General features: G+C 72.1%; 28 protein-coding genes and 1 pseudogene. 13 read left to right on the top strand and 16 right to left on the bottom strand.

Annotated elements, in window-relative coordinates:
- Positions 1 to 66: 66 nt before the first annotated feature.
- Together C1A38_RS16150 and C1A38_RS31835 are read left to right on the top strand one after the other, a co-directional pair.
- The gene (locus C1A38_RS16150) at positions 67 to 705 is read left to right on the top strand and encodes a 5-formyltetrahydrofolate cyclo-ligase (protein WP_502696939.1); all 639 of its coding nucleotides are present in this window, start codon (positions 67 to 69) and stop codon (positions 703 to 705) included.
- Positions 702 to 860, top strand: a pseudogene (locus tag C1A38_RS31835) (FmdB family zinc ribbon protein); the annotation flags it as partial. The gene C1A38_RS16150 and the pseudogene C1A38_RS31835, both read left to right, overlap by 4 nt.
- 62 nt (positions 861 to 922) lie before the next feature.
- Here the strand turns inward: C1A38_RS31835 and C1A38_RS31830 are convergent.
- The gene (locus tag C1A38_RS31830; protein WP_233196855.1) at positions 923 to 1,117 is read right to left on the bottom strand and encodes a hypothetical protein; all 195 of its coding nucleotides are present in this window, start codon (positions 1,115 to 1,117) and stop codon (positions 923 to 925) included.
- Between the two features lie 27 nt (positions 1,118 to 1,144).
- The gene (locus C1A38_RS31390) at positions 1,145 to 1,318 is read right to left on the bottom strand and encodes a hypothetical protein (protein WP_169804606.1); all 174 of its coding nucleotides are present in this window, start codon (positions 1,316 to 1,318) and stop codon (positions 1,145 to 1,147) included.
- 192 nt (positions 1,319 to 1,510) lie between these two features.
- Here C1A38_RS31390 and C1A38_RS16135 point away from each other — a divergent pair, with 192 nt between their 5' ends.
- Positions 1,511 to 1,849, top strand: coding sequence for a hypothetical protein (locus tag C1A38_RS16135; RefSeq protein ID WP_102658640.1), 339 nt, complete (start codon positions 1,511 to 1,513; stop codon positions 1,847 to 1,849).
- A 31-nt stretch (positions 1,850 to 1,880) separates the two neighbouring features.
- On the opposite strand, the gene C1A38_RS16130 is transcribed toward C1A38_RS16135, so the two are convergent.
- Positions 1,881 to 2,366, bottom strand: coding sequence for a DUF2231 domain-containing protein (locus tag C1A38_RS16130; RefSeq protein ID WP_102658674.1), 486 nt, complete (start codon positions 2,364 to 2,366; stop codon positions 1,881 to 1,883).
- Positions 2,367 to 2,548: 182 nt separating this feature from the next.
- On the opposite strand from C1A38_RS16130, the gene C1A38_RS16125 reads away from it, so the two are divergent.
- Both C1A38_RS16125 and C1A38_RS16120 read left to right on the top strand, forming a co-directional pair.
- On the top strand, positions 2,549 to 2,977 hold the full coding sequence (locus C1A38_RS16125) for a Fur family transcriptional regulator (RefSeq protein WP_102658639.1): 429 nt from the start codon (positions 2,549 to 2,551) through the stop codon (positions 2,975 to 2,977).
- Between the two features lie 44 nt (positions 2,978 to 3,021).
- The gene (locus tag C1A38_RS16120; RefSeq protein WP_102658673.1) at positions 3,022 to 3,885 is read left to right on the top strand and encodes an oxygenase MpaB family protein; all 864 of its coding nucleotides are present in this window, start codon (positions 3,022 to 3,024) and stop codon (positions 3,883 to 3,885) included.
- Positions 3,886 to 3,938: 53 nt separating this feature from the next.
- On the opposite strand, the gene C1A38_RS16115 is transcribed toward C1A38_RS16120, so the two are convergent.
- From C1A38_RS16115 to C1A38_RS16075, 10 genes are all read right to left on the bottom strand, one after another.
- Positions 3,939 to 4,781 (bottom strand): RecB family exonuclease, encoded by an 843-nt coding sequence (locus C1A38_RS16115; protein ID WP_233196857.1) that lies wholly within the window; start codon positions 4,779 to 4,781, stop codon positions 3,939 to 3,941.
- A gap of 148 nt (positions 4,782 to 4,929) precedes the next feature.
- A complete protein-coding gene (locus C1A38_RS16110) occupies positions 4,930 to 5,544 on the bottom strand; it encodes a MarC family protein (protein ID WP_102658637.1) in 615 nt (204 codons plus the stop codon).
- Positions 5,545 to 5,577: 33 nt separating this feature from the next.
- Positions 5,578 to 6,438 (bottom strand): PHP domain-containing protein, encoded by an 861-nt coding sequence (locus tag C1A38_RS16105; protein WP_102658636.1) that lies wholly within the window; start codon positions 6,436 to 6,438, stop codon positions 5,578 to 5,580.
- Positions 6,439 to 6,456: 18 nt separating this feature from the next.
- Positions 6,457 to 7,671, bottom strand: coding sequence for a hypothetical protein (locus C1A38_RS16100; RefSeq protein WP_102658635.1), 1,215 nt, complete (start codon positions 7,669 to 7,671; stop codon positions 6,457 to 6,459).
- Between the two features lie 50 nt (positions 7,672 to 7,721).
- Complete coding sequence (locus C1A38_RS16095) at positions 7,722 to 8,534, bottom strand: SigE family RNA polymerase sigma factor (RefSeq protein ID WP_102658634.1); 813 nt, start codon at positions 8,532 to 8,534, stop codon at positions 7,722 to 7,724.
- 102 nt (positions 8,535 to 8,636) lie between these two features.
- Complete coding sequence (locus C1A38_RS16090; RefSeq protein ID WP_102658633.1) at positions 8,637 to 9,524, bottom strand: PH domain-containing protein; 888 nt, start codon at positions 9,522 to 9,524, stop codon at positions 8,637 to 8,639.
- Between the two features lie 6 nt (positions 9,525 to 9,530).
- Positions 9,531 to 9,689 carry a hypothetical protein gene (locus tag C1A38_RS31385; protein ID WP_007455302.1) on the bottom strand — a complete coding sequence of 53 codons (159 nt, stop codon included), beginning with the start codon at positions 9,687 to 9,689 and terminating at the stop codon, positions 9,531 to 9,533.
- Positions 9,690 to 9,805: 116 nt separating this feature from the next.
- Complete coding sequence (locus C1A38_RS16085; protein WP_343898575.1) at positions 9,806 to 10,486, bottom strand: DUF6758 family protein; 681 nt, start codon at positions 10,484 to 10,486, stop codon at positions 9,806 to 9,808.
- Between the two features lie 100 nt (positions 10,487 to 10,586).
- Complete coding sequence (locus C1A38_RS16080) at positions 10,587 to 11,210, bottom strand: TrmH family RNA methyltransferase (protein WP_102658632.1); 624 nt, start codon at positions 11,208 to 11,210, stop codon at positions 10,587 to 10,589.
- Positions 11,211 to 11,260: 50 nt separating this feature from the next.
- Positions 11,261 to 11,773, bottom strand: a complete 513-nt coding sequence (locus tag C1A38_RS16075) for a hypothetical protein (protein ID WP_102658631.1) — start codon at positions 11,771 to 11,773, stop codon at positions 11,261 to 11,263.
- 789 nt (positions 11,774 to 12,562) lie between these two features.
- On the opposite strand from C1A38_RS16075, the gene trxA reads away from it, so the two are divergent.
- From trxA to C1A38_RS16055, 4 genes are all read left to right on the top strand, one after another.
- Complete coding sequence (trxA, locus tag C1A38_RS16070; RefSeq protein WP_102658630.1) at positions 12,563 to 12,925, top strand: thioredoxin; 363 nt, start codon at positions 12,563 to 12,565, stop codon at positions 12,923 to 12,925.
- A gap of 133 nt (positions 12,926 to 13,058) precedes the next feature.
- Positions 13,059 to 14,102, top strand: coding sequence for an Rv2578c family radical SAM protein (locus tag C1A38_RS16065; RefSeq protein WP_102658629.1), 1,044 nt, complete (start codon positions 13,059 to 13,061; stop codon positions 14,100 to 14,102).
- Positions 14,103 to 14,154: 52 nt separating this feature from the next.
- The gene (locus tag C1A38_RS16060) at positions 14,155 to 14,562 is read left to right on the top strand and encodes a CoA-binding protein (RefSeq protein ID WP_102658628.1); all 408 of its coding nucleotides are present in this window, start codon (positions 14,155 to 14,157) and stop codon (positions 14,560 to 14,562) included.
- A 169-nt stretch (positions 14,563 to 14,731) separates the two neighbouring features.
- A complete protein-coding gene (locus C1A38_RS16055) occupies positions 14,732 to 15,250 on the top strand; it encodes a DUF4190 domain-containing protein (protein ID WP_102658627.1) in 519 nt (172 codons plus the stop codon).
- Positions 15,251 to 15,256: 6 nt separating this feature from the next.
- Here the strand turns inward: C1A38_RS16055 and C1A38_RS16050 are convergent, their stop codons facing one another.
- Positions 15,257 to 16,162, bottom strand: a complete 906-nt coding sequence (locus tag C1A38_RS16050; protein WP_102658626.1) for an SDR family NAD(P)-dependent oxidoreductase — start codon at positions 16,160 to 16,162, stop codon at positions 15,257 to 15,259.
- Positions 16,163 to 16,280: 118 nt separating this feature from the next.
- On the opposite strand from C1A38_RS16050, the gene C1A38_RS16045 reads away from it, so the two are divergent.
- From C1A38_RS16045 to C1A38_RS16035, 3 genes are all read left to right on the top strand, one after another.
- On the top strand, positions 16,281 to 16,799 hold the full coding sequence (locus C1A38_RS16045) for a DUF4190 domain-containing protein (RefSeq protein WP_102658625.1): 519 nt from the start codon (positions 16,281 to 16,283) through the stop codon (positions 16,797 to 16,799).
- Positions 16,800 to 16,868: 69 nt separating this feature from the next.
- The gene (locus tag C1A38_RS16040) at positions 16,869 to 17,711 is read left to right on the top strand and encodes an SDR family NAD(P)-dependent oxidoreductase (RefSeq protein ID WP_373306836.1); all 843 of its coding nucleotides are present in this window, start codon (positions 16,869 to 16,871) and stop codon (positions 17,709 to 17,711) included.
- A 98-nt stretch (positions 17,712 to 17,809) separates the two neighbouring features.
- Complete coding sequence (locus C1A38_RS16035) at positions 17,810 to 18,511, top strand: GNAT family N-acetyltransferase (protein ID WP_233196854.1); 702 nt, start codon at positions 17,810 to 17,812, stop codon at positions 18,509 to 18,511.
- Between the two features lie 4 nt (positions 18,512 to 18,515).
- Here the strand turns inward: C1A38_RS16035 and C1A38_RS16030 are convergent, their stop codons facing one another.
- Positions 18,516 to 19,478 (bottom strand): DMT family transporter, encoded by a 963-nt coding sequence (locus tag C1A38_RS16030; RefSeq protein ID WP_102658622.1) that lies wholly within the window; start codon positions 19,476 to 19,478, stop codon positions 18,516 to 18,518.
- A 106-nt stretch (positions 19,479 to 19,584) separates the two neighbouring features.
- Here C1A38_RS16030 and C1A38_RS16025 point away from each other — a divergent pair, with 106 nt between their 5' ends.
- Positions 19,585 to 20,289 carry an HAD family hydrolase gene (locus tag C1A38_RS16025; RefSeq protein ID WP_102658671.1) on the top strand — a complete coding sequence of 235 codons (705 nt, stop codon included), beginning with the start codon at positions 19,585 to 19,587 and terminating at the stop codon, positions 20,287 to 20,289.
- A gap of 10 nt (positions 20,290 to 20,299) precedes the next feature.
- On the opposite strand, the gene C1A38_RS16020 is transcribed toward C1A38_RS16025, so the two are convergent.
- Positions 20,300 to 20,764 (bottom strand): hypothetical protein, encoded by a 465-nt coding sequence (locus C1A38_RS16020; RefSeq protein WP_102658670.1) that lies wholly within the window; start codon positions 20,762 to 20,764, stop codon positions 20,300 to 20,302.
- Positions 20,765 to 20,802 lie beyond the last annotated feature (38 nt).

The raw sequence follows: 20,802 nt of genomic DNA, 5'->3' as shown, positions 1-20,802 counted from the left end.
AGAGCAACCGCAAGACGAGCGTTGCGTGAGGAGTGTTGCGTGCCGGAATTTGCGGAAGACGCGGAAGTGACGCATGACGCGAAGCGAGCGGTGCGGGTCGAGCTGCTCGCCCGCCGTCGGGCCCTGACCGAAACCGAGCGCCACGCGGCTGCGGCGCGCGTCCAGGACGAGCTGGCTGCCCTGGTACGCCGACTGCGGCCGACCCGGGTCGCCGCGTACGTGCCGGTCGGCAGCGAGCCCGGCGGAGCGCAACTGCCGGCGGTGCTCGCCGCCGCCCTGCCGGTCGGGGCGCAGTTGCTGCTGCCGGTCCTGCGCGACGATCTGGATCTGGACTGGGCCGCCTGGGCCGGGCCGCAGGCGCTCGTGGCCGCCGGCCGGGGCATCCGGGAACCGGCCACGACCCGGCTCGGGCTGGCCGCGATCGCCGCCGCCGACCTGGTCGTCGTGCCCGCCCTCGCGGTGGACCGCCGAGGCGTACGCCTGGGCCGGGGTGGCGGCTCGTACGACCGGGCGCTGGCAAGGGTGCCGGCGAACGTCCTGACGGTGACGCCGCTGTACGACGGGGAACTGCTCGACACCCTCCCGGCCGAACGTCACGACCGGCCGGTACGCGCGGTCGTCACCCCGACCGGTGGTCTGATCTCGCTCGACACCCTCTCGGGTGTCGTGACCCACACGTCCGCTGGACGAACCGGGTCCCCATGACGCACCATTGGCACTCGAACACGTCGAGTGCCAACCCGGCCGTATCAGATCCGGAGGAGAACGTGCCCACCTACCAGTACGCCTGCACCGCGTGCGGTCACCAGCTCGAGGCGGTGCAGTCCTTCTCTGACGAGCCGCTGACCGAGTGCCCCGCGTGCGAGGGGCGACTGCGGAAGATGTTCAACTCCGTCGGCATCGTCTTCAAGGGCTCCGGCTTCTACCGCACCGACTCCCGCTCGTCCGGCTCGGAGAGCACGTCGAGCAGCACCACTACCAAGTCCAGCGGGTCCGACTCGTCCTCCTCCGGCACGAGCACGCCGTCGAGCCCGTCGAGCAGCTCGTCGTCCGGTTCGACCGGCGGTTCGTCGAGCGGTTCCTCCGGCGGTGGCAAGGCACCGGCTGCCGCCAGCACCTCCTGAGTCGGCCGGTCGCCGACGCGTCAGTCCCAGTGCGGCGGGCGTTCGGCAAGCAACCGGTCGTCGTTGTCGCCGGTTCGCTCGCCCCACCCCTGGTCGGTGTCGTCGGCGGTCTGCTCGGGCAGCACCGTGAAGTCGTCGCCCAGGTCGACCACCCGGTCGTCGTCGCCCCGGCTGCGGGGTTCCTGCGTCATCACGAGGCGCAAGGTTAGCCGCTGCGCAGCTGCCACCGCGACGTGGTCGTCTCGCCGACGTGCCCGCCACCTCGGGCGATGACGGGCACGCCACCGACGCCTGGGCGGTGACCGCCGCGCTGATCGAGTCTCGACCCCGGCACGGCGGGGCGGCCTGACCGTCTTCGGGCGGTGTGGTTGGTAGCGTCGGACGGCGTGACGACCTCCCGACCCGGCCCGACCTCCGACGAGCCGTGGCGTCGACCCGAGTCCGACGACGGGGCCACGTCCGGCGAGCCGACGCCGCCGCGACCGACGCCGGGTGGCGGGCCGGTCGGCTATCCGGGGCCACCACCGACCGTCGCGCCGCCGACCGGCTGGCGGCCACCGGTGCACCTGCGGGTCAACCCGCCCCGACAGTTGCCGCCGCAGGACATGACCGCCCTCGACGCGCAGGAACAGCGGGCGCAGCGGGTGACCTGGGGGGTGGGCGCGGTCGCCGGCGTGGTCCTCGTGGCGCTGGTCTGCCTGCTCTGCACCCGGGCGCTGTTCTGACGCGAACCCGGATTCCCGCACCCGGGCGCTGCTACTCGAAGGTGTTGCCCCAGACCATCTCGGCGCCGGAGTGCCCGGTGAGCCAGACGTAGATCAGCGCGGCCACCCCGAGCCCCAGCACCAGCACGGACAACACCGGGGCAGCCCAGTCGGGCAGCTTCGGCAGCCGGTCGTGACGGCCGGTCGCCACCAGCAACAGCGCCACCGTCACGGCCAGTCCCAGGGTGATCCAGAACAGCACGTCGCCGTACTCGGCATGCTCGTTGATCTTGTCGAGGATCTCGCCGGAGAAGCCGCGCGCGATCTGCCGCTCCTGCAACGCCTCGCCGGACTGCACGCTGACCCACGCGGTGATCGGGGCCACCACCGCCAGCGCCGCCACCGCCCAGTCCAGGCGGGCCCGGAACCGGGGCAGCGCGACGTACGCGAGGGCGAGCAGCACCAGCAGCGGTACGAAGACCACCACCGCGTGCACCACCAACACGTGCAGGGGTAGACCCAGCGCCTTCTCGAACATCGACACCTCCGGCTTGATGATCGTGGCTGTCAGCGTACGGCGCGCCGGATCGCCCGCCCATCGCCCTGCTGGTTCACACGCCGCGCAGATCCGCACGGTTCAACCGCCCGGCTGATCAACCGCCCGACGGCGGGGGCCGGCGTCTGGTTGTCGCGCAGAGTTCAGCGTGTTGTCATTGACGCATGCCAACCGGTGAGGAACTGCTCCGGTCGAAGGGCCTGCGGGTCACCCGGCCCCGCCTCGCCGTGCTCGACGTCCTGGCCGGCGGCGGTCACCTCGAGGTGGACGAGATCACCCGCCAGGTACGGCAACGCCTCGACTCGGTCTCCACCCAGGCGATCTACGACGTGCTGGGGGCGCTCTCCCGCGCCGGCCTGTCCCGCCGGATCGAGCCGGCCGGCAGCCCGGCCCGGTACGAGGCCCGAGTGGGCGACAACCACCATCACGTGGTGTGCCGTGGCTGTGGCGAGATCGCCGACATCGACTGCGCCGTCGGCGACGCCCCCTGTCTCGACTCCGGGACCGCCCATGGTTTCCAGGTCGACGAGGCGGAGGTCACCTTCTGGGGTCTCTGTCCCGGCTGCCAGACCCGTCGTGCCATTGATCACTGACCGTGCGTTGAAGCGGTGACCAGGTGCCGTGGCAGGCTTGGATGATGGAGTCTGCCGACGCCGGCCTGTTCGGTCCCGGATCCGTGTCGTGGAAGCTGCACGCCGAGCCGATTCTGTTCGTCGCCGGTCTGCGCTCGCTCTACCTTCAGGCGCTGCACCCTCGGGCGATGGCCGGGGTGGCGCAGAACAGCAACTACCGCCAGGACGCCTGGGGACGCCTGATCCGCACCGCCAACTACGTCGGGACCGCCCTCTACGGCACCACCGCCGAGGCGGAGGAGGCCGGTCGGCGGCTACGCCGGCTGCACGCCCGGATGACTGCTGTCGACCCGGCCACCGGTGAGCGGTTCCGCATCGACGAGCCGGACCTGCTCCGCTGGGTGCACGTCACCGAGGTGGAATCGTTCCTCGACACCGGCCGCCGTGCCGGTGTGCCGCTGGACGCCGCCGAGGTGGACGCCTACTACACCGAGCAGCGTCGGGTCGCCGCCCTGGTGGGGCTGGACCCGCAGACGGTGCCGGGCACCGCCGCCGAGGTCGCCGAGTACTACCGGCAGGTCCGACCCGAGCTGCGGATGACCCGGGAGGCCGCCGAGACCGCGCTGTTCCTGACCGCCCCGCCGCTGCCGTGGAAGCTCAGCCTGCCCGCCCGCATCGGGCTCAACCTGAGCCCGGCACGGTGGGCGTACCTGGGGATCGCCGGCACCGCGCTGGCCCTGCTGCCCGCCTGGGCCCGGCGGCTCTACGGCGGGCTGGGCCTGCCGACCACCGCGCTCTCGGCCGACGTGACGGTACGCACGCTGCGGCTCGCCCTCACCGCGCTGCCCCGCGACTGGCGGGAAGGCCCGATGCGCCGCGCCGCCGAGGAGCGATACGCCAGCCTGGCCAGCACCGCCCCCACCGCCTGACCAGCCCCCACCGCCTGACCCGCCCTCACCGGTTAAGCGGCGTCCGGGACGGCTCAGTCCTGCTCGGTGGGGGGTGCGGCGGGGCGGTCGACCGCGGCCCACGGCTCCTTGCCCGGCAACGTCGCGCCCGCGGGGCAGGTGCGGCGGTAGTCGCACCAGGCGCAGCGCGGGCCCGGTGTGGTGGGGAAGGCCTCGTCCGGGTCACCGCCGTCGGCGACGGTCCGCTCGGCGGCCATGATGTCGCGGGCGGTCTCCTCCGCCCGGGACACCTGCCGGGCCAGCGACTCGACGGTGTGGTCGTGCGCCGCGACGGTGCCGCTGGGCAGGTGGTGCAGCTCGACCCGTCGGCACGGTCGGCGGAAGACCCGCTCGGCCGCGTACGCGTAGAGGGCCAACGCCTGCGAGCCTCGGGCATCGTCGGCGTCCAGCCCGGTGCGGCCGGTCTTGTAGTCGACGATGACCAGTTCGGGGCCGTCGCTGCCGGCCCGCCCGTCGATCCGGTCGGCGCGGCCGTTGAAGGCCAGCACCCCGGTCTTGACCGCCACCACCCGCTCCACGCCGACCGGCTCGTCGGCCGGGTCGAGCCCGTCGACGTACGCCTCCAGCCAGCCCAGGGCCCGGCGGTAGACCTCGCGTTCCTGCTCGTCGTCGCGGTAGCCGTCGCGCACCCAGGTGCCCTTGAGCAGGGTGGGAAGCACCTCGGGGCGACGACGGTCGACGGGCAGTGCGTACCAGTTCTTCAGGGCGGTGTGCACGCTGGCGCCGAGGGAGTTGTGCGCCCACGGCGGGCCCTTCGGCGGGGCGGGCCGGTCGACGTACGTGTAGCGGTAACGACGGGGGCAGTCCGCGTACGCGCCGAGTCTGCTCGGGGTGCAGACGAACAGCCGCTCCGGCATGCCGTCGAAGCCGAGTTGCTCCGGCTGCGCGTCGCGCGGTCGGGGCGCACGCCCACCGGCGGCGGGTCGTCCGGCAGGTCGTCCGGTCGGGGAGGGTCGTCGCACGCCTGCGATCCTGCCATCCACCCCCGACACTGCGCCCGACCGGTCAGCGCGTGGCGGTGAAGTCCGCCACGAACGCGAAGATCGCGTCCGCGATGAGCTGCACGGCGATCGCCGCCAGCAACAGGCCGGCGATGCGGGTGAGCACCTCGATGCCGCCGGGCCGCAACACCTTGACGATGCCGCCGGAGAAGCGCAGCACGATCCAGACGGTCAGCATCACCGCGACGATCGCGGTGGCGATGGCCACGTAGTCCGCCACCACGTCGGCCTGCTGGACGAAGAGCATGGTGGCCACGATCGCGCCGGGGCCGGCCAGCAGCGGCGTACCCAGCGGCACCAGGGCGATGTTGGAGGTGGCCTGCTTGGTCGGATCGTCGGTCTTGCCGGTCAGCAGCTCCAGCGCGACAAGCACCAGCAGCAGTCCACCTGCCGCCTGCAACGCCGGCAGGTCGACGTGCAGGTACGCGAGCAGGGTCTGCCCCGCGACCGCGAAGACCACGATCACGCCGAGGGCGAGCGCGACCGCCTGCCAGGCGGCCCGGTTGCGCTCCCGCGCCGCCAGCGGGCTGGTCAGGGCGAGGAAGATCGGCATCATGCCCGGCGGGTCGACGATGACCAGCAGGGTCACGAAGACCTCGCCGAAGAGCTTGAGATCCACCTGGTCACCGTAGCGGTGCGGCCGGAACCGAGATCAGCCGGACGCGACCTCGACCACACCGGACGACTCGGCGACGATCCGTTCGTACGCCTCGGGGTCGGTGGTGAAGGCCCCCAGCTGAACCGTCTTGTGCGTGCCGTGGAAGTCCGACGAGCCCGTCACCAACAGACCCAGGTCGGCGGCGAGGCCGCGCACGTGCTCCCGCTCGGCGGGCGAATGGTCCTCGTGATCGGCTTCCAGGCCGGCCAGACCGGCCGCCGCCAGCTCGGCGATCAGCTCGTCCGGCACGATCCGGCCACGCCGGGTGGCCCTCGGGTGGGCGAAGACCGGCACCCCTCCGGCCGCCCGGACCAGCCGGACGGCCCGGAAGACGTCGATGTCCTCCTTGGGCAGCCGGTACCGCTCCCCCAGCCAGTCGGGGCCGAACGCCTCGCTGGTGGTGGCGACCAGGCCGGCCCGGATCAGCGCCTGCGCGATGTGCGGCCGGCCGACCGTCCCACCGCCCGCCCCGGCCAGGATCTCCGGCCAGCTGACGTCGATGCCGTCGGCCCGGAGCCGGGCCACGATGCGTTCCCCGCGCTGAAGCCGGGCCGCGCGCACCCGGGCCAGTTCCGCGACCAGTTCCGGCGCGTCCGGATCGAAGAGGTACGCCAACAGGTGCAGCGGCAGCGACGGCTCGACACCGCTCCAGCGGCAGGACAGCTCGGCACCTCGAACCAGGCGCAGCCCGACCGGCAGGGCCTGCAGCGCCGGCTCCCATCCCGCGGTGGTGTCGTGATCGGTGATGGCCACGACGTCGAGCCCCGCCTCGGCGGCGGCACGAACCAGCTGCGGCGGGCTGAGCGTGCCGTCGCTGGCGGTGGAGTGGGTGTGCAGGTCGATCCCGGGCAGCATCGCCCGAGGCTACCGGCTTCAGCCGCCCTGGCTGACCACCACGGGCGGCTGGTCGGCGGGCAGGCCGGTGAGGGCGATCAGGGTCGGTGAACCGCCCTCGGCCGCCCGATCGACGTCCACCCGGGTCAGGCGGTCGACGGTGTCGGCGTGGTAGTAGGCGGTGCTCGGCGTACTCCACGCCACGGCACCACTGATCGCCGGGCCGGCGACCACGGGCTTGACCGACCGGTCCAGCCGGGCCAGGTCGACCAGCAGCGCCTTGTCCCCGTCCGCGAAGCGTCCGTTGGCCAGCAGCCAACGCCCGTCCGGCGACACCGCACCCCGGCCGTCCCCGTCCAGGCTCGGCCCGCACGCCGGGCCGGTCGGGGCGAGCCCGCCGGCCGGGTCGAGCAGCGTCAGGCAGGTCTCCGTGCCGGTGACGACCTCACCGACCAGCCGACCGTCGGGCAGGGCACCGAAGATGCGACTGGTCGACCGGTCGGTGCCCGGTTCGAACACCCCGGGATGCAGGCGCCACAGCGCATGGCCCGGGCGGTCGGGTGCCAGCCGTACCAGCACGGCACCGTCGACGATCCGCAGCGGCATCGCCTCGGCCGGCACCTCGGCACGGGCGGCAGGGGACAACTCGCCGTTGACGATCCGCGCGCTGGCCAACACCGAACCCTGTTTCCAGGCGACCTGGTGACCTTGCGCGTCCACCACGATCTCGTCGGCACCGGCGAGCAGCACCTGCACCGCACCGGTGGGCGTCACCGCCCAGAGGAAACGGCCGGCCAGTCCCGGCGCGCTGACAGCCAGCCAGCCGCGATCGTCGGCGAGGCGGTGGGCCCGCTCGATCCGGCCGGCACCGGCGGCAGTCACCCGGCGGCCCTGCGCGGTGGCGATCGTTGCGCCCAGCACCAGGTCGACCTCGACGAACGGGGTGCCGGCCTCCGGGCTGGGTGCCGGGACGGTCGGCGTCACCGTCAACTCGGGCGGCTGGTCACGCTCGCCGATCACCACCCTGGTGCCGTTCGGTGGAGGCTCCTGGCCGAGTTGCGTCGCGCCGGCACTGACCATGACGATCGCCACTGCGGCGAAGCTCATCCCGGTCACGGCGCGACGACGCTGGATCCGCTTCGCTCGCCGGATCACGGCGTCCGCCGGATCGGCGACGGTCGCATGCGGCATCGCGGCCCGCCGGGACAACTCCTCCCGGACGGCCCGTTCCAGCCCGTCCTGCTCCACGTTCATTTGACGATCCGGAGCCCCGCTCGGGTTGTCACGATCTCCAGGAACGGCGTTCATCGCCGTTCCCCCGCCAGGGCACCGTCCGGCTTCGCGGCGATGCCCGGGGGCTGCGCGGACCCCGCGACGGCCGTCCGCTGCGCAGCCATCTCCGGCGCGCCCTCGGACCGGTCCTGCCGATGCGCGGCGATCGCCGGGTCGGACTGACCGGCCGCATCCGGGACACCTGTCGGAGTCGACGGTGCCGGGGTCGCGGGCGCCGGGGTGGCGGGACGGGTCCGCCGGGCCGGAAGCGGCTGGCCGGTCCGCGGCGCGGCGGTCGTCCGCCGGGGCGGGTCCACGCTCGACGACGCCGCGCCCGGCAGCGTGAAGGCTTCGTCCGCGCCGATCCGGCGGCGCAGGGTGGCCAGCGCGCGGAAGGTCTGGCTCTTGACCGTGCCCGTCGAGATGTTGAGCAGGGCGGCGGTCTGCGACTCCGACAGGTCCTCGTAGAAGCGCAGCACCAGCACGGCACGCTGGCGGGCGGGCAGCGCCCGCAGGTGCCGCCAGAGCACATCCCGGTCCAGTTGCTGCTCGATCTCGTCGACGCCGGGCCGTTCGGGCAGCACCTCGGTGGGTCGCTCGCCGTGCCAACGACGCCGCCACCAACTCGTCGACGTGTTGACCATCACACGCCGGGCGTACGGCTCGATCGCCTCGATGCCGCCGAGGCGCTTCCAGGCCAGGTACGTCTTGGTCAGCGCGGTCTGTAGCAGGTCCTCCGCGGTGCCCCAGTCTCCGGTCAGCAGGTACGCGGTCCGCAGCAGGGCGCTGGAACGGGCCGTGACGAAGTCACGGAACTCGTCCTCCAGCGGATCACTGCTGGCCACGCGCCACCTCCCGTACCGGGCTCTGCGGGCAGCCTGCCACGGCCGGACCAGCAGGTCGAGGGCGGAAGATGTGCTTTAGCTCCGATTTTCGGTCAGGAACCGTCAGGCACCGTCGTCAGCCTTGGCCTCGTCCTGCTCCTTGCCCAACCGCGCCTCGACCGCCTGCGGCTCGTACATCTCCTCGACCACGCGCAGGTAGAGCTCATTGGGGTTGGGCAGGTTCTTGACCTCGCGCAGCGCCTGCTCCTGACCGGCCGACTCCAGCACGAACGTGCCGTAGTTGAGCGCGCGGCCGGCCGGCGACTGCTCGTACTTCATGTCGGTGACCCGGGTCAGCGGCATCATGGCGACCTTGCGGGTGATGATGCCGTTGACCACCATGACCCGTTTGTTGGTCAGGATGAACCGGTCGTACCACCAGTCGGCGACCTTCCAGGCCACCCAGCCCATCACCGCGAACCAGAGCAGCACGGCGACAGTGGTGAGCGCCCCGACGTCCTGCCCGGCGAGGAAGCCGGAGAGGTAGCCGAGCACGAAGGTCGCGGCGACACCGACGACGATAGGCGTGGCGAGGTGGACCCAGTGCCGCTTCCACTCGCCCCGGTAGCGCTCGGTGGGGAAGAGATAGCGGGCGACCAGCGAGCTGGGCTCGTCTTCCAGTGGCAGGACCCGGCGTGGGGTCATGCCACTGGCGTCGGCGCGCAGCCCTGCCAGCTCGTCCTCGGAGATCTGAGGCGGCTGGTAGCCCGCCTCGGGGTCCCGCACCCAGGTTCGCCCCGACCGGTCGTCGTCGACGTAGTCGGGCCCTGGTCCGTAGCCGGCGTCGTCCGAGAAGAACGGGCCGTCGGAGGAGTAGGGGTCGGGGCGCGAACCGGGGCCGCGGCCCGGACCGTCATCGGGGTCGATCCGGGGAATCGGCTCGGTGTCCTGTTCCCGACGGGCCCGATCAGGGTCGTCGGGATCGAAGGGCGGGCCGGAGGGGCTTCCCATCGGCGGCTAGGCGACCAGGCTGGTGAAGAAGTCGCCGAAGCCCTGTGCGATGTCCATGATGCCGCCACCGAGCGACTTGAACACGTCCGCAGCAGAATTTGGCCGGTAGGCGACAAAGAAGATCAAGAATGCGATTCCGGCCCAGGTGAGGACCTTCTTGACCATGGCGGGCCATCCTCTCGCGCGGCGCCGGGTCCCATTACCGCAGCGGCACCCAGAGTATCAGCGTGGTGTCTTACCGTGAATATCTGCGTCCGTTCTCCGACATTCCGGGGGGCTTGTCAAGCCTTCCCGTGCAGGTAGGGAGACGGTGCGCCGTACACGAGCTCGGTTGGCGTCCACTCCACCAGGTCGTGCAACACCACGTCCTCGGCAAGCAGATGTCCCGCGCTCGCGGGCCAGGCTATCGCATACAGCCACAATCCCCGAGCCTCGCCGGCGTACGCGCTTCGATCCGTCAGGGAATTGATCAACCACAGTGGAGTGGGGTGACCGGCCACCTTGATGCCGGCCCGTCCGACATGGCCCGGATGACCGGGGCCGGGCTCGGTCAACGCCTCGGCGAGTTCCGGGCCCGCATCGGGACCCGGCACCCCGGCGTACCGGGCACCCAGCCCCACCCCCGGCTCCTCGGCCACGAACACCAGGTCGGCGGGCCCACCACCGAGCGGTTCCGGACCGGCGCAGGCGACCGCGGTGGCACGTACGCCGAGCCGGTCGTCGCCGGCCCACGCCACGCCGGTGGTGGTCCAGCCCGGCGGCAACGGCCACGGGCACCAGAGCGGCACCGCCGGTTGCCCTGTCTGCGCGGCCTGGATCCGGTCGACCACGCTCGCCACGATCTCGGCACCGATGTTCTCGGGTACGTGCAGCGGAGCGACCGGGCCGCAGTCGGGGCAGCGCGACTCCGCGTGCATCAGGTCCGGCGGCCGCACGGACCCGCCGCATCTCGGACAACTCACCGCAACAGTCACGTCTCCACCGTCACCCGCCCGCCGCCCGCCGTCAAGCGGAGCGGCGCCATTGCCGGCGGCGATGTCGCCATTCGGCGCGGCGCGCCGGTCAGTCCGGTGGCGGGCCGGCGTGGGCTCGGATCCACGCGTGCATGGCGATCCCGCTCGCCACGCCGGCGTTGATGGAGCGGGTGGAGCCGTACTGGGCGATGGAGAAGAGTTGGTCGCAGGCGGCGCGGGCCGCGTCCGACAGGCCCGGTCCCTCCTGACCGAACAGCAGGATGCACCGGCGCGGCAACGTGCTGCTCTCCATCGGACGAGAGCCGGGCAGGTTGTCGATCCCGACCAGCGGCAGGTCGTGTCGCCCCGCCCAGGCGACGAAGTCGTCGATCGACTCGTGATGGCGTACGTGTTGATAGCGATCGGTCACCATGGCGCCTCGCCGGTTCCACCGCCGTCGGCCCACGATGTGCACCTCGGCCGCGAGGAAGGCGTTGGCGTTGCGCACCACCGTGCCGATGTTCATGTCGTGCTGCCAGTTCTCGATCGCCACGTGGAAGTCGTGCCGACGCAGATCAAGATCGGCGACCACCGCCTCGCGCCGCCAGTAGCGGTAGCGGTCGACCACGTTGCGCCGGTCGCCCTCGGCGAGCAGCTGCGGGTCGTAGCGGGGGTCGTCCGGCGGATCCCCCTGCCAGGGACCCACGCCGACCTCGTACTGCTCATCGGTCACGGTCAGGCAGGGTACGCCCCTTGCCGGTCGGCACCGACGGGCGCACGAGGTCAGCGAAGCGCGAGGGCGCCACCGATTCGGTCCAGGAGGCGACGGTCGACCGGAGCCAGCGTGCCGTCCGGCGGTACGGCGGACCCGGCGCGGCACACCCGGGCCGCCACCGACTGCACCCACTGCCGGTAGGCCGCCGAGTCGGCGAGGTCGGCCCGACGGTCGAGGATCCGGACGACCGCCCGGCAGGCCGCGAGCACGTCCACCAGGTCGGCGGGTCGCGGTTGCGGTTGCGGTGCGCTCGCCTCTTCGTGTCGGGTGTAGATCGCGGCCACCACGGCACGGACCAGGTCGCTGTCGAAGGCGCGTCCGGCCGCCACCGCCTCCAGGCCGGCGAGCCCGGCCGCCACGCCCGGGTACGGCCGCCCGGGACCAGGTTGGGTGGCGACCGCGATCACCCGGCCGGGTAGACCGGTGATCAGATCCCACTCGGTGGCGGAGTAGCCCGTCGCGGCGGGGAACACGTTCGGGTGGTCGGCCTGCGGCGGCCCGCCGGGGGCCGGCCGGCTCACGCCCGCACTCCGCATCGCGCCATGCCGTCAGGAGGCGTCGCCGTACTGGACCCGGGATCCGCCGGCCCTCCGCCACGCCTGCCGCCGACCCGAGGCACCTCGGCGCCGCGTCTGCCGACCCGCTCGCTGCGCTCGCTCATGGCGCGACCTCCGGCGTCAGCATATGCGCCGCGTCGCTGGTCAGGGGCCGTCAACCGGAAATCGGCGCGGGTGGCGAAACCGGCGCGGTGCGGCTGGACGGAAACCAGCGCGGCAGGCGGTAGCGGAGGAGAAAGGCATCCGGGCCCGGGTGGCCGCCAACGGGCTCGCGGCAACTGGTCCGCCGCGGCGAAGAAGGCCGTCAACCGGGGCCGGACGCAATGAGCGGCGGGGCCCTCCCCGGCACCCGCCGCCCACGCTCTGATGGCTCAAGATTCTGCCGTACGCCCATCCCACTGCACAGAGACCGAGGTCACATTTATATTTTTGTTACATTACTCTGCGTTATCAAACGTCCCCTTCCAGGCGATCTCTGCAGGTCGCATAGGTGCCCGTCAACGCCCAAGTTACCGTTCCGTAGCACGATTGAAGCCGGTCCTAATTGGAAACGCTCCCATCACCCGCCGTCACGCAAATGCGACATGCATTTGCGCGCAGGCGGTGCCACCATAAACCGGAGATGATCGATGTGTGCTAAAGCTCCAGCGCTGCGGCCCTCGGCCCGGTTTCGGGGATGCCCCGACGGGAATGCGACAGGGTGGCGCGAAGTTCCACCAGACGTAGCTGTTCCGCGTGATCGGAGAGATTCAGATGGCAACCGTCGAGCTGACCACCGCTAACTTCGACCAGGTAACTGAGAGCGATGGCATCGTCCTGGTCGACTTCTGGGCCGACTGGTGTGGCCCCTGCAAGCGGTTCGCTCCGGTATACGAGCGCTCGTCCGACAAGCACTCCGACATCACCTTCGGCAAGGTCGACACCGAGGCGCAGCAGGAGATCGCGGCCAAGTTCGACATCCGCTCCATTCCCACGATCATGGCGATCCGCGACGGCGTGATCGTCTTCGCCCAGCCGGGCGCGCTGCCCGAGTCGGCGCTGGAGAACCTGATCGAGCAGGTCCGGGCGCTGGACATGGACGACGTCCGCAAGAAGCTCGCCGAGCACAACCACTGACGACGCAGGACGCATGAGTGGTGGCCGGGGCCGTGAGGTCCCGGCCACCGCCGTCTCCGGCCGCCGTTGCGGTCGCGTACCGGTCCCGGCGTGCCACTTGCGGGCCTGTCGTACGTGTGTTCGAATGACTGTCATGCGCTGGGAGAACCTCACCGCTCCCCCGGTCGAGGGAGTCCCCGGACAGGCAGCGCCAGCGACTCCACCCCTGCCGCTGGCGCTGCCTGGCGCGGTCGTCCGCACCTTCGACACTCCGGGTTTCGCCGGCATGACGTTCTACGAGGTGCGCGCCAGATCGATCCTGAACAAGGTGCCGGGCACCTCCCGCGTCCCGTTCGAGTGGACGGTGAATCCGTACCGGGGTTGCAGCCACGCATGTTTGTACTGCTTCGCCAGGAAGACCCACACATATCTGGACTTCGACGCGGGAGCGGACTTCGACCGGCAGGTGATCGTCAAGGTCAACGCGGGTGAGCTGCTGCGCCGCGAGTTGGCCGCACCGCGATGGCGTGGCGCGCACGTGGCGATGGGCACCAACGTCGACTGTTACCAGCGGGCCGAGGGGCGATACCGGCTCATGCCGTCGATCATCGAGGCGCTGCGGGACTTCGCCAACCCGTTCTCGATCCTGACCAAGGGCACTCTGATCGTGCGTGACCTGCCCCTGCTCCGGCAGGCGGCGCAGGTTGCCCGGGTCGGGGTGTCGTTCTCGGTGGGCTTCGTCGACGAGCGACTGTGGCGCTCGGTCGAGCCGGGCACCCCGAGCCCGCAGCGACGGCTCGACGCCGTACGCCAGTTCACCGACGCCGGCTTCGAGGTCGGGGTGCTGATGGCACCGATCCTGCCCGGCCTCAGCGACGACGACGAGTCCATCGACGCCACCGTCGCGGCGATCGCCGCCGCCGGGGCGGCAAGCGTGACACCGTTGCCGCTGCACCTGCGACCCGGCGCCCGCGAGTGGTACGCCCAGTGGCTCGCTCGGGAACATCCCCACCTGGTCCCCCGCTACCGGGAGCTCTACCGGTCCGGTGCCTACGCGCCGCAGCCCTACCAGCGGGAGCTGACCGCCCGGGTACGCGTCGCCGCCCGGCGACACGGCCTGCACCGGCCCGATCGGGGTGAGCACCGCCAGGTGCCGGCCTCGCCGGCCCCCGCACCCGAGCAGCTCAGCCTGCTCTAGCAGGGTGTCGGCCCGGACGTCCGCACCGCATCCGCCGGACTACAGTCGATGTGTGCGCTCCCCCAGCCAGATCCTCGCCGAATCCGCCGTGATCGCCGTCGTCGGCGCCTCCCGTGACCCGGACAAGACGGCCCACAGCGTGCCGGCGGCGATGCAACGGCAGGGCTGGCGGATCATCCCGGTCAACCCGTTCGCCGACGAACTGTTCGGCGAGCCGGCGTACCGCACGCTCGCCGACATCCCGCACCCGGTCGACCTGGTGAACGTGTTCCGGCCCGCGGAGGACGCCGTCGAGGTGGTCCGGCAGGCGGTGGCGATCGGTGCCCCGGCGGTCTGGTTGCAGCAGGACATCGTCTCCGCGCAGGCCCGCCAGATCGCCGAGCAGGCCGGGATCGACTACGTCGAGAACCGCTGCATCGCCGTCGAGCGGGCGTTGGCCGGCCTGACCCGGCTGGGCTGAGCCGCCCAGGCACCGCCGACCCGTCAGGAGCAGCCGACCCGCCCGGAACAGAGGCCGGTGCGGGCAGTCCACCGAACCGCTGTGAAAGCTCTCCGGTGCAGGTAGCGTCCCGACATGGGGGCGTCATCCGACGGCTACCGGCAGCGAGCGGCGGACGGAGGAGATCAGCGTGAGTCAACCGCCAGAGCCGGATCAGCCGCCATCGCCGTACGAGCCGCCGCCGTCGCCGTACGGGCAGCCGCAGTACGGGCCACCCGGCGAGACCGGGCAGCCCCCGTACGGGCAGTACGGCGAGCCGTACCCGGGTCAACCCGCGTACGGGCAGCCGTCGTACGAGCAGCCGGGCCAGCCGCCGCACGGCCAGCAGTGGGGACAGCAGCCCCCGTACACCCCGCAGGTGCCGTACGGCCAGTACGGCCCACCGTCACCGTCGGGAGGCGGTGGGGGCGGTGGGGGCACCAACGTGCTCGCCATCCTGTCGCTGGTCTTCGCGTTCGTCTTCGCGCCCGCCGGCATCGTCCTCGGCCATCTGGCCAAGCGGCAGCTACGCACCAGCGGTGAGCAGGGCGAGCAACTCGCCAACTGGGGCTTGATCCTCAGCTACATCTTCACCGGTCTCTACCTGCTGGCCTGCTGCGGCTGGCTGGCGCTGGCGATCTGGGCCGGCTCGGACAGTCAGTACACCTGACCCGACTCAGCGGAACTCGGCCTCGCGCACAGAGTTGCCGCCATCCACCACCAGCATCTGCCCGGTGATGTACGACGCCGCCGGCGAGCAGAGGAAGGTGATCGCGGCGGCCACCTCGTCCGGCGTACCGGGTCGTCCCACCGGTGTGCCCAGACCCTGTTTGATCTCGGCCATCGTCGACGCTGCGGTGTGGATGGTGCCAGGTGCCACCGCGTTCACCGTCACCCCGTCGGCGATCATCTCCATCGCCAGGGCCCGGGTCAGCCCCACCACACCCGCCTTGGCTGCCGCGTACGCCGCCTCGGTGGGCAGCGCGTTGACCGGCCCGGCGGTCGCGGCCAGATTCACGATCCGGCCCCAGCCCCGCTCGGCCATCCCGCCGATGAAGGCCCGGCTGCACAGGAAGGCGGTGGTGAGATTGCGGTCGATCTCGCCCTGCCACTCCTCGTAGCTGAGCTGGGAGACCGGGCGCAGCACCTCGGGGGAGGCGCGGCTGGCCAACCCCGCGTTGTTGACCAGGACCTCCACGTCACCGAGCTGCTCGGCCACGGCGTCGGCCAACGCACCGACCTCCGACTCGTCGGTGAGGTCGGCGACGAAGCCGGTCACCCCGAGTTCACCGGCCCGGTCGTGGATGCGCCGGGTGGTGGAGACGATCGCCACCCGGGCCCCCAGGTCGGTCAGCCGCCGGGCGGTGGCGTACCCGATGCCGTCGGGACTGCCGGCACCGGTGACCAGGGCGACCTTGCCGTCCAGCCGCATGGTCACCGGCTCGGGCAGCACGGCCGGCGCGTCGGTGCCCTCCATGCCGGCCGTCACGGCGGCGCGGGTCCGTCGGGCCACACCTGGTCGGCTGTTGTCCCGTCGCGGCCTGCTGCCGGACCGGTCCGCCGCTCGCGCGTCAATCCCCATGCCGAGATCCTGCCCTGCGTCACCGCCTCGGGCAACGCGGCACCCGGGGACACTGTCCGGCGAGTCCTCGCCCGGGCTGGCTACGCTGACTGCCCGATACCGCGATGGAAGTGAGCCGATGACACAGCCCGCGTCCGGCGGCTGGCCCGACCCCTCGGCCGGCCAGCCCTCCAGCCCGCCGGTCGACCCCACTCTGCCGACGAGTCCGCCGCCCGTACCGTCCCAGCCCGCCGGGTACGACCCCTACCAACCCGCCGACCCGTACGGTGGCATGAAGTCCGACCTCGGCACGCCGCCGGCTCCCGCCCCGTACCCGCCGGCCGGTTACCCGCCCCAGCCCGGCTACGGATATCCGCAGCCGGGGTACGGCTACCCACCGCCGCAGCCGACGAACTCGTTGGCCATCGTCGCCCTGGTGCTCTCCCTGATCGGCATCGGTTCGTGCATCACCGCGCCGATCGGCGCGATCATGGGGCACGTCGCCATGCGTCAGATCCGTGAGCGGGGCGAGGGCGGTGAGGGCATGGCGAAGGCCGCCATCATCGTCGGCTGGATCCTCACCGCTTTCCTCGCGCTGGCGGTCGCCGTCTACGTGATCCTGATCATCTTCGCGATCTCCAGTTCGTCCACGGTCTAGACGGCGCGGGCCCGCCGGCGGCAAGGTCGAGCGGGCCCCGACCGGCGGGCGTCACGGTAACCTCATCCGGTGATCGGCGTGAATGGATCTGTGCGGGACACCGACCGTCGGCTGGTGGTGGTCACCGGAGCCAGTGCCGGCATCGGGCTGGCCGCCGCCATCGAGCTGGCGCGCCGCGGCGACCGGTTGGTGCTGGTCGGCCGCGATCCGTCCCGGCTACGCACCGCCGCCGCCGAGGTACGCGAGGCCTCCGGCGAACGCCCTGCGGTGTTCCGCGCGGACTTCGCCGTACTCGACGACGTCCGGCAGTTGGCCGAGCAGTTGCGGGCCGCGTACGACCGGATCGACGTGCTGGCCAACAACGCCGGCGCGATCGTGCTCGCGCCGGTCACCACGGTCGACGGCTTCGAACTGTCCATCCAGGCCAACCACCTGGCTCCCTTCCTGCTCGCCAACCTGCTGGCCGACCGGGTCCGCCGGATGGTGGTGACCGCCTCCGGCGCTCATCGCAGTGGCGTACTCGACCCGGACGACCTCAACGCCCCGCTGCGCCGGTACCGCCCGCTCACCGCGTACGGCACCAGCAAGCAGGCGAACATCCTGTTCACCGCGGAGGCCGCCCGGCGGTGGCCGGCGGTCGGCTCGTACTGCTTCCATCCCGGCGTGGTGCGGACCAGGTTCGGCAACGAGAGCCGGTTGGTCGCGGTGGGCATGCGCCTGCTTCCGCTGCGCAGTCCGGGCAAGGGCGCGCAGACCCTGGTGTGGCTGGCCAACCAGGACCGGTCCCGCCTGCACGACGGCGGCTACTACTTCGACTGCCGACCCCGCCGGCCGCTGCGCAAGGCGGCCGACCCGCAGCTCGCCGCCCGGCTCTGGACGACCAGCGCCGCCGCAGTCGGTCTGCCCGCCTGACCACCGCAGCGTCGGGCGGGGACGACCACGTTGCCGCCGACGGGGTCGCGGGAAGGGCGGGACGTTGGAATACTCCGCCCGTGGTGACCACGGGGGACGTGAGTATCGACGTACTCGACAACGACGAGAAGCTGACCGAGCGGCTGGACGCGGAACTGACCGCTTACAACCGGCGGGCGACCGGCGCCGACGACGAGTCGGGGCTCTGCGTCCGGGTCACCGGGGCCGACGGCGAACTGGTGGCCGGGCTGACCGGGTGGACCTGGGGCGGTTGCGCCGGGATCGACATGGTGTGGGTCCGCGAGGACCGCCGGGGCGAGGGCTGGGGTACGCGGTTGCTGGCGGCAGCCGAGCAGGAGGCCCGACGACGCGGTTGCACCCAGATCTCGGTCGCCTCGTTTTCGTTCCAGGCCCCGGATTTCTACCGGCGGCACGGTTACCTCGACACCGGGCGACGGGAGGGCATCCCGGGCGGTCACGTCGACCACCAGTTCTGGAAGTCGCTTGTCACCGAGTCTGCCGCCGCCGTACGCCTGGTCGCGCTTGTGGAGTTGGCCGGCACGGCGGTCGAGGCCGGGCAACGGTACGAGGATCAGGTGCTCGCGCTGCTGCGTCGGCACGGTGGCCGGGTGGAACGGCGGCTGCGCACCGGCGACGGGCGTACCGAGGTGCACGTCATCCGGTTCGACACCCGGGCCGGGTACACGGCGTTCCTGGCCGACCCGCAGCGGCTCGCGCTACGGGCCGAGCTGGGCGACGCCGCGCCGCAGACCCGGGTGTTGGAGGTCAACGAGGTCTGAGCCGTCAGTCGCGTATCGGTGCCGCGTCCACCGGCACGGCGGTGTTCACCCGGGTCGCCCGGCGGGCGGTACGGGCGCTGCTCAGCACCACCACCGCGACCCCGACGAGCAGCAGCGCCAGGCCGGGCAGGGTCACCGGGTCGGGCAGCTGCCCCAGCCAGGCCCAGCCGAGCAGGGCCGCGCCGGGCGCCTCCAGCAGGATCAACACGCTGACCGTGGTGGCCGAGACCCGCCGCAGCGCATAGCTGAACATCGAGTGGCCGAGCAGTTGGGCGCCGGCCACCAGGGCCAGCACCGCCAGCCAGGTCCCGGTGTCGAAGCCGCCGAGCGGCACCCGGGCGACCAGGCAGATCACCAGCAGGATCAGCGCGCAGACCCCGTAACAGATGGTGGTGTAGGTGGCGGTGCTGACGGTGACCCGGGCCCGCTCCCCCAGCGCCGTGTAGATCGCCGCGAACAGTCCACCGACCACCGCCAGCAGATCACCGGTGAAGGCCTGCGCGGACACCGTGAAGTCGGCGCCGGTGGCCAGCACGGCACCGACGACCGCCACACCGATCCCGGCCCACACCCCGGCCGGGAGCCGGCGGCCCTGGGCCCGGGCGATCAGCCCCTGCCAGACCGGTTGGGTGGCGACCAACGCCGTCGCCGCGGCCACCGAGGTGAGCTTCGCGCTCGGCATCCAGGTGGCGAAGTGCGCCGCCAGCGCCACCCCGGACAGCACGCAGAACATGCCCTCGCGCCGCCCGGCACCGGTGACCAACGAGCGGAACTCGGCCCGCCGCCGCAGCACCGCGAACGGGCTCAGCACGCCCACCGCGATCATGTTGCGCCAGAACGCGACAGCCAGCGCGGGCGCGGCGGCGAAGGCGATCAGCGGGGCGGACGACGACACGGCGACGACGGCGAGCGCCAGCGCGCCGGTGGTGAGCAGCTCACGCGGTGGACGATGCGGTTCGAGGGGCACGAGGGGTAATCCTCACACGTCGGCGATCGACACGGTCCGTCAGCATTCGGTTACGATCACGCACGTCCTTCGGGACCCTCTTCTCGTGCCGGAGGCACCCCTCCTCATGCCCAGATTCCAGGCAGTGCTGTTCGACTTCTTCGGCACGCTGACCCGTCCGATCCGACGCGGCAGCGGCCACCGTGCCACGGCCGAGCTGCTCGGTTGCCCACCGGACGCCTACATCGACGTGCTCGACCGCACCTTCTACGAACGGGCCAGCGGACGCTTCGGCGACGCCGAGGCGACCCTGCGCTGGGTCTGCGATCAGATCGGCGTACGCCCGTCACCGGAGGCGCTGCGCGCGGCGGTGGCCTGCCGACGGCAGGCGATACGCGCCGACACCCGACTGCGGGCGGACGCCGTGCCGACCCTGCGGGCGCTCCGCGAACGGGGCATGCGCACCGGGCTGATCAGCGACTGCACCCACGAGCTGCCGGCGATCCTGCCGGAACTGGCCGTCGCACCCCTGCTCGACGTGCGGATCTTCTCCATCCAGGCGAAACGCTGCAAGCCGGACCCGTCGCTCTACCTGGCCGCGTGCACCTGGCTGGGCCTGCCACCGTCGGACTGCCTCTACGTCGGCGACGGGGGCAGCCAGGAGCTGACCGGCGCGCAGCAGGCCGGGCTGAGCGCCGTCCGGCTGACCGCTCCCGATCTGGTCGAGCACCTGGCCTTCAACGTCGACAGCGGCTGGGTCGGCCCGGCGTTGGGCACTCTCGGTGAGGTGGTCCACCTGGTCGACGGCACACCGGTGGCGGTGCCGTCCTGACCGGGTGAGGTCAGCGGCGGCGTACCCGGTGCAGCCGGAACGGCTTCCGCGCGGCCCGGACCGCCGACGTCGGCCGGGGTGGCTCGGCGAGCGAGTCGGCCGGCAACTGCCCGCCGTGCACGACGTCCCCGGCGGGCCTCAGCCGCACCAGCGCACAGTCGTCGGCCGCCCAGCGGGCCACCAGGTCGGCCGTCGAGCCGGGCGCGTTGAGTCGTTTCGCCCCCACCAGCGGGGCCAGCGTGTCCCACTCGTCGGTTCCGGGCAGCACCCGGGACACCCGCGCCCGCCAGGTCACGATCCGGCCGCCGTGGTCACCGCGGAGCGTCACCTGCGCCTCGTCGGCGTCGGCCAGCCCCGGTGCGGCCTGCTCCCCGGGACCACTGACCACGCAGAGCGCACCCTCCAGCGGGACGCACCACAACGCGAGGGCCGGGCCGCCGGACACCGCCACCCAGGCCACCGAGGCCTTCTTCATCGCCTCGTCGACCAGCGGCGTGCTGTTGTGCTCGTCGG

Origin of the sequence: Verrucosispora sp. ts21 (genome assembly GCF_002879555.1) — a bacterium.
Classification (GTDB): Bacteria; Actinomycetota; Actinomycetes; order Mycobacteriales; family Micromonosporaceae; genus Micromonospora; species Micromonospora gifhornensis.
This window is presented reverse-complemented; position numbering and strand designations above follow the sequence as displayed.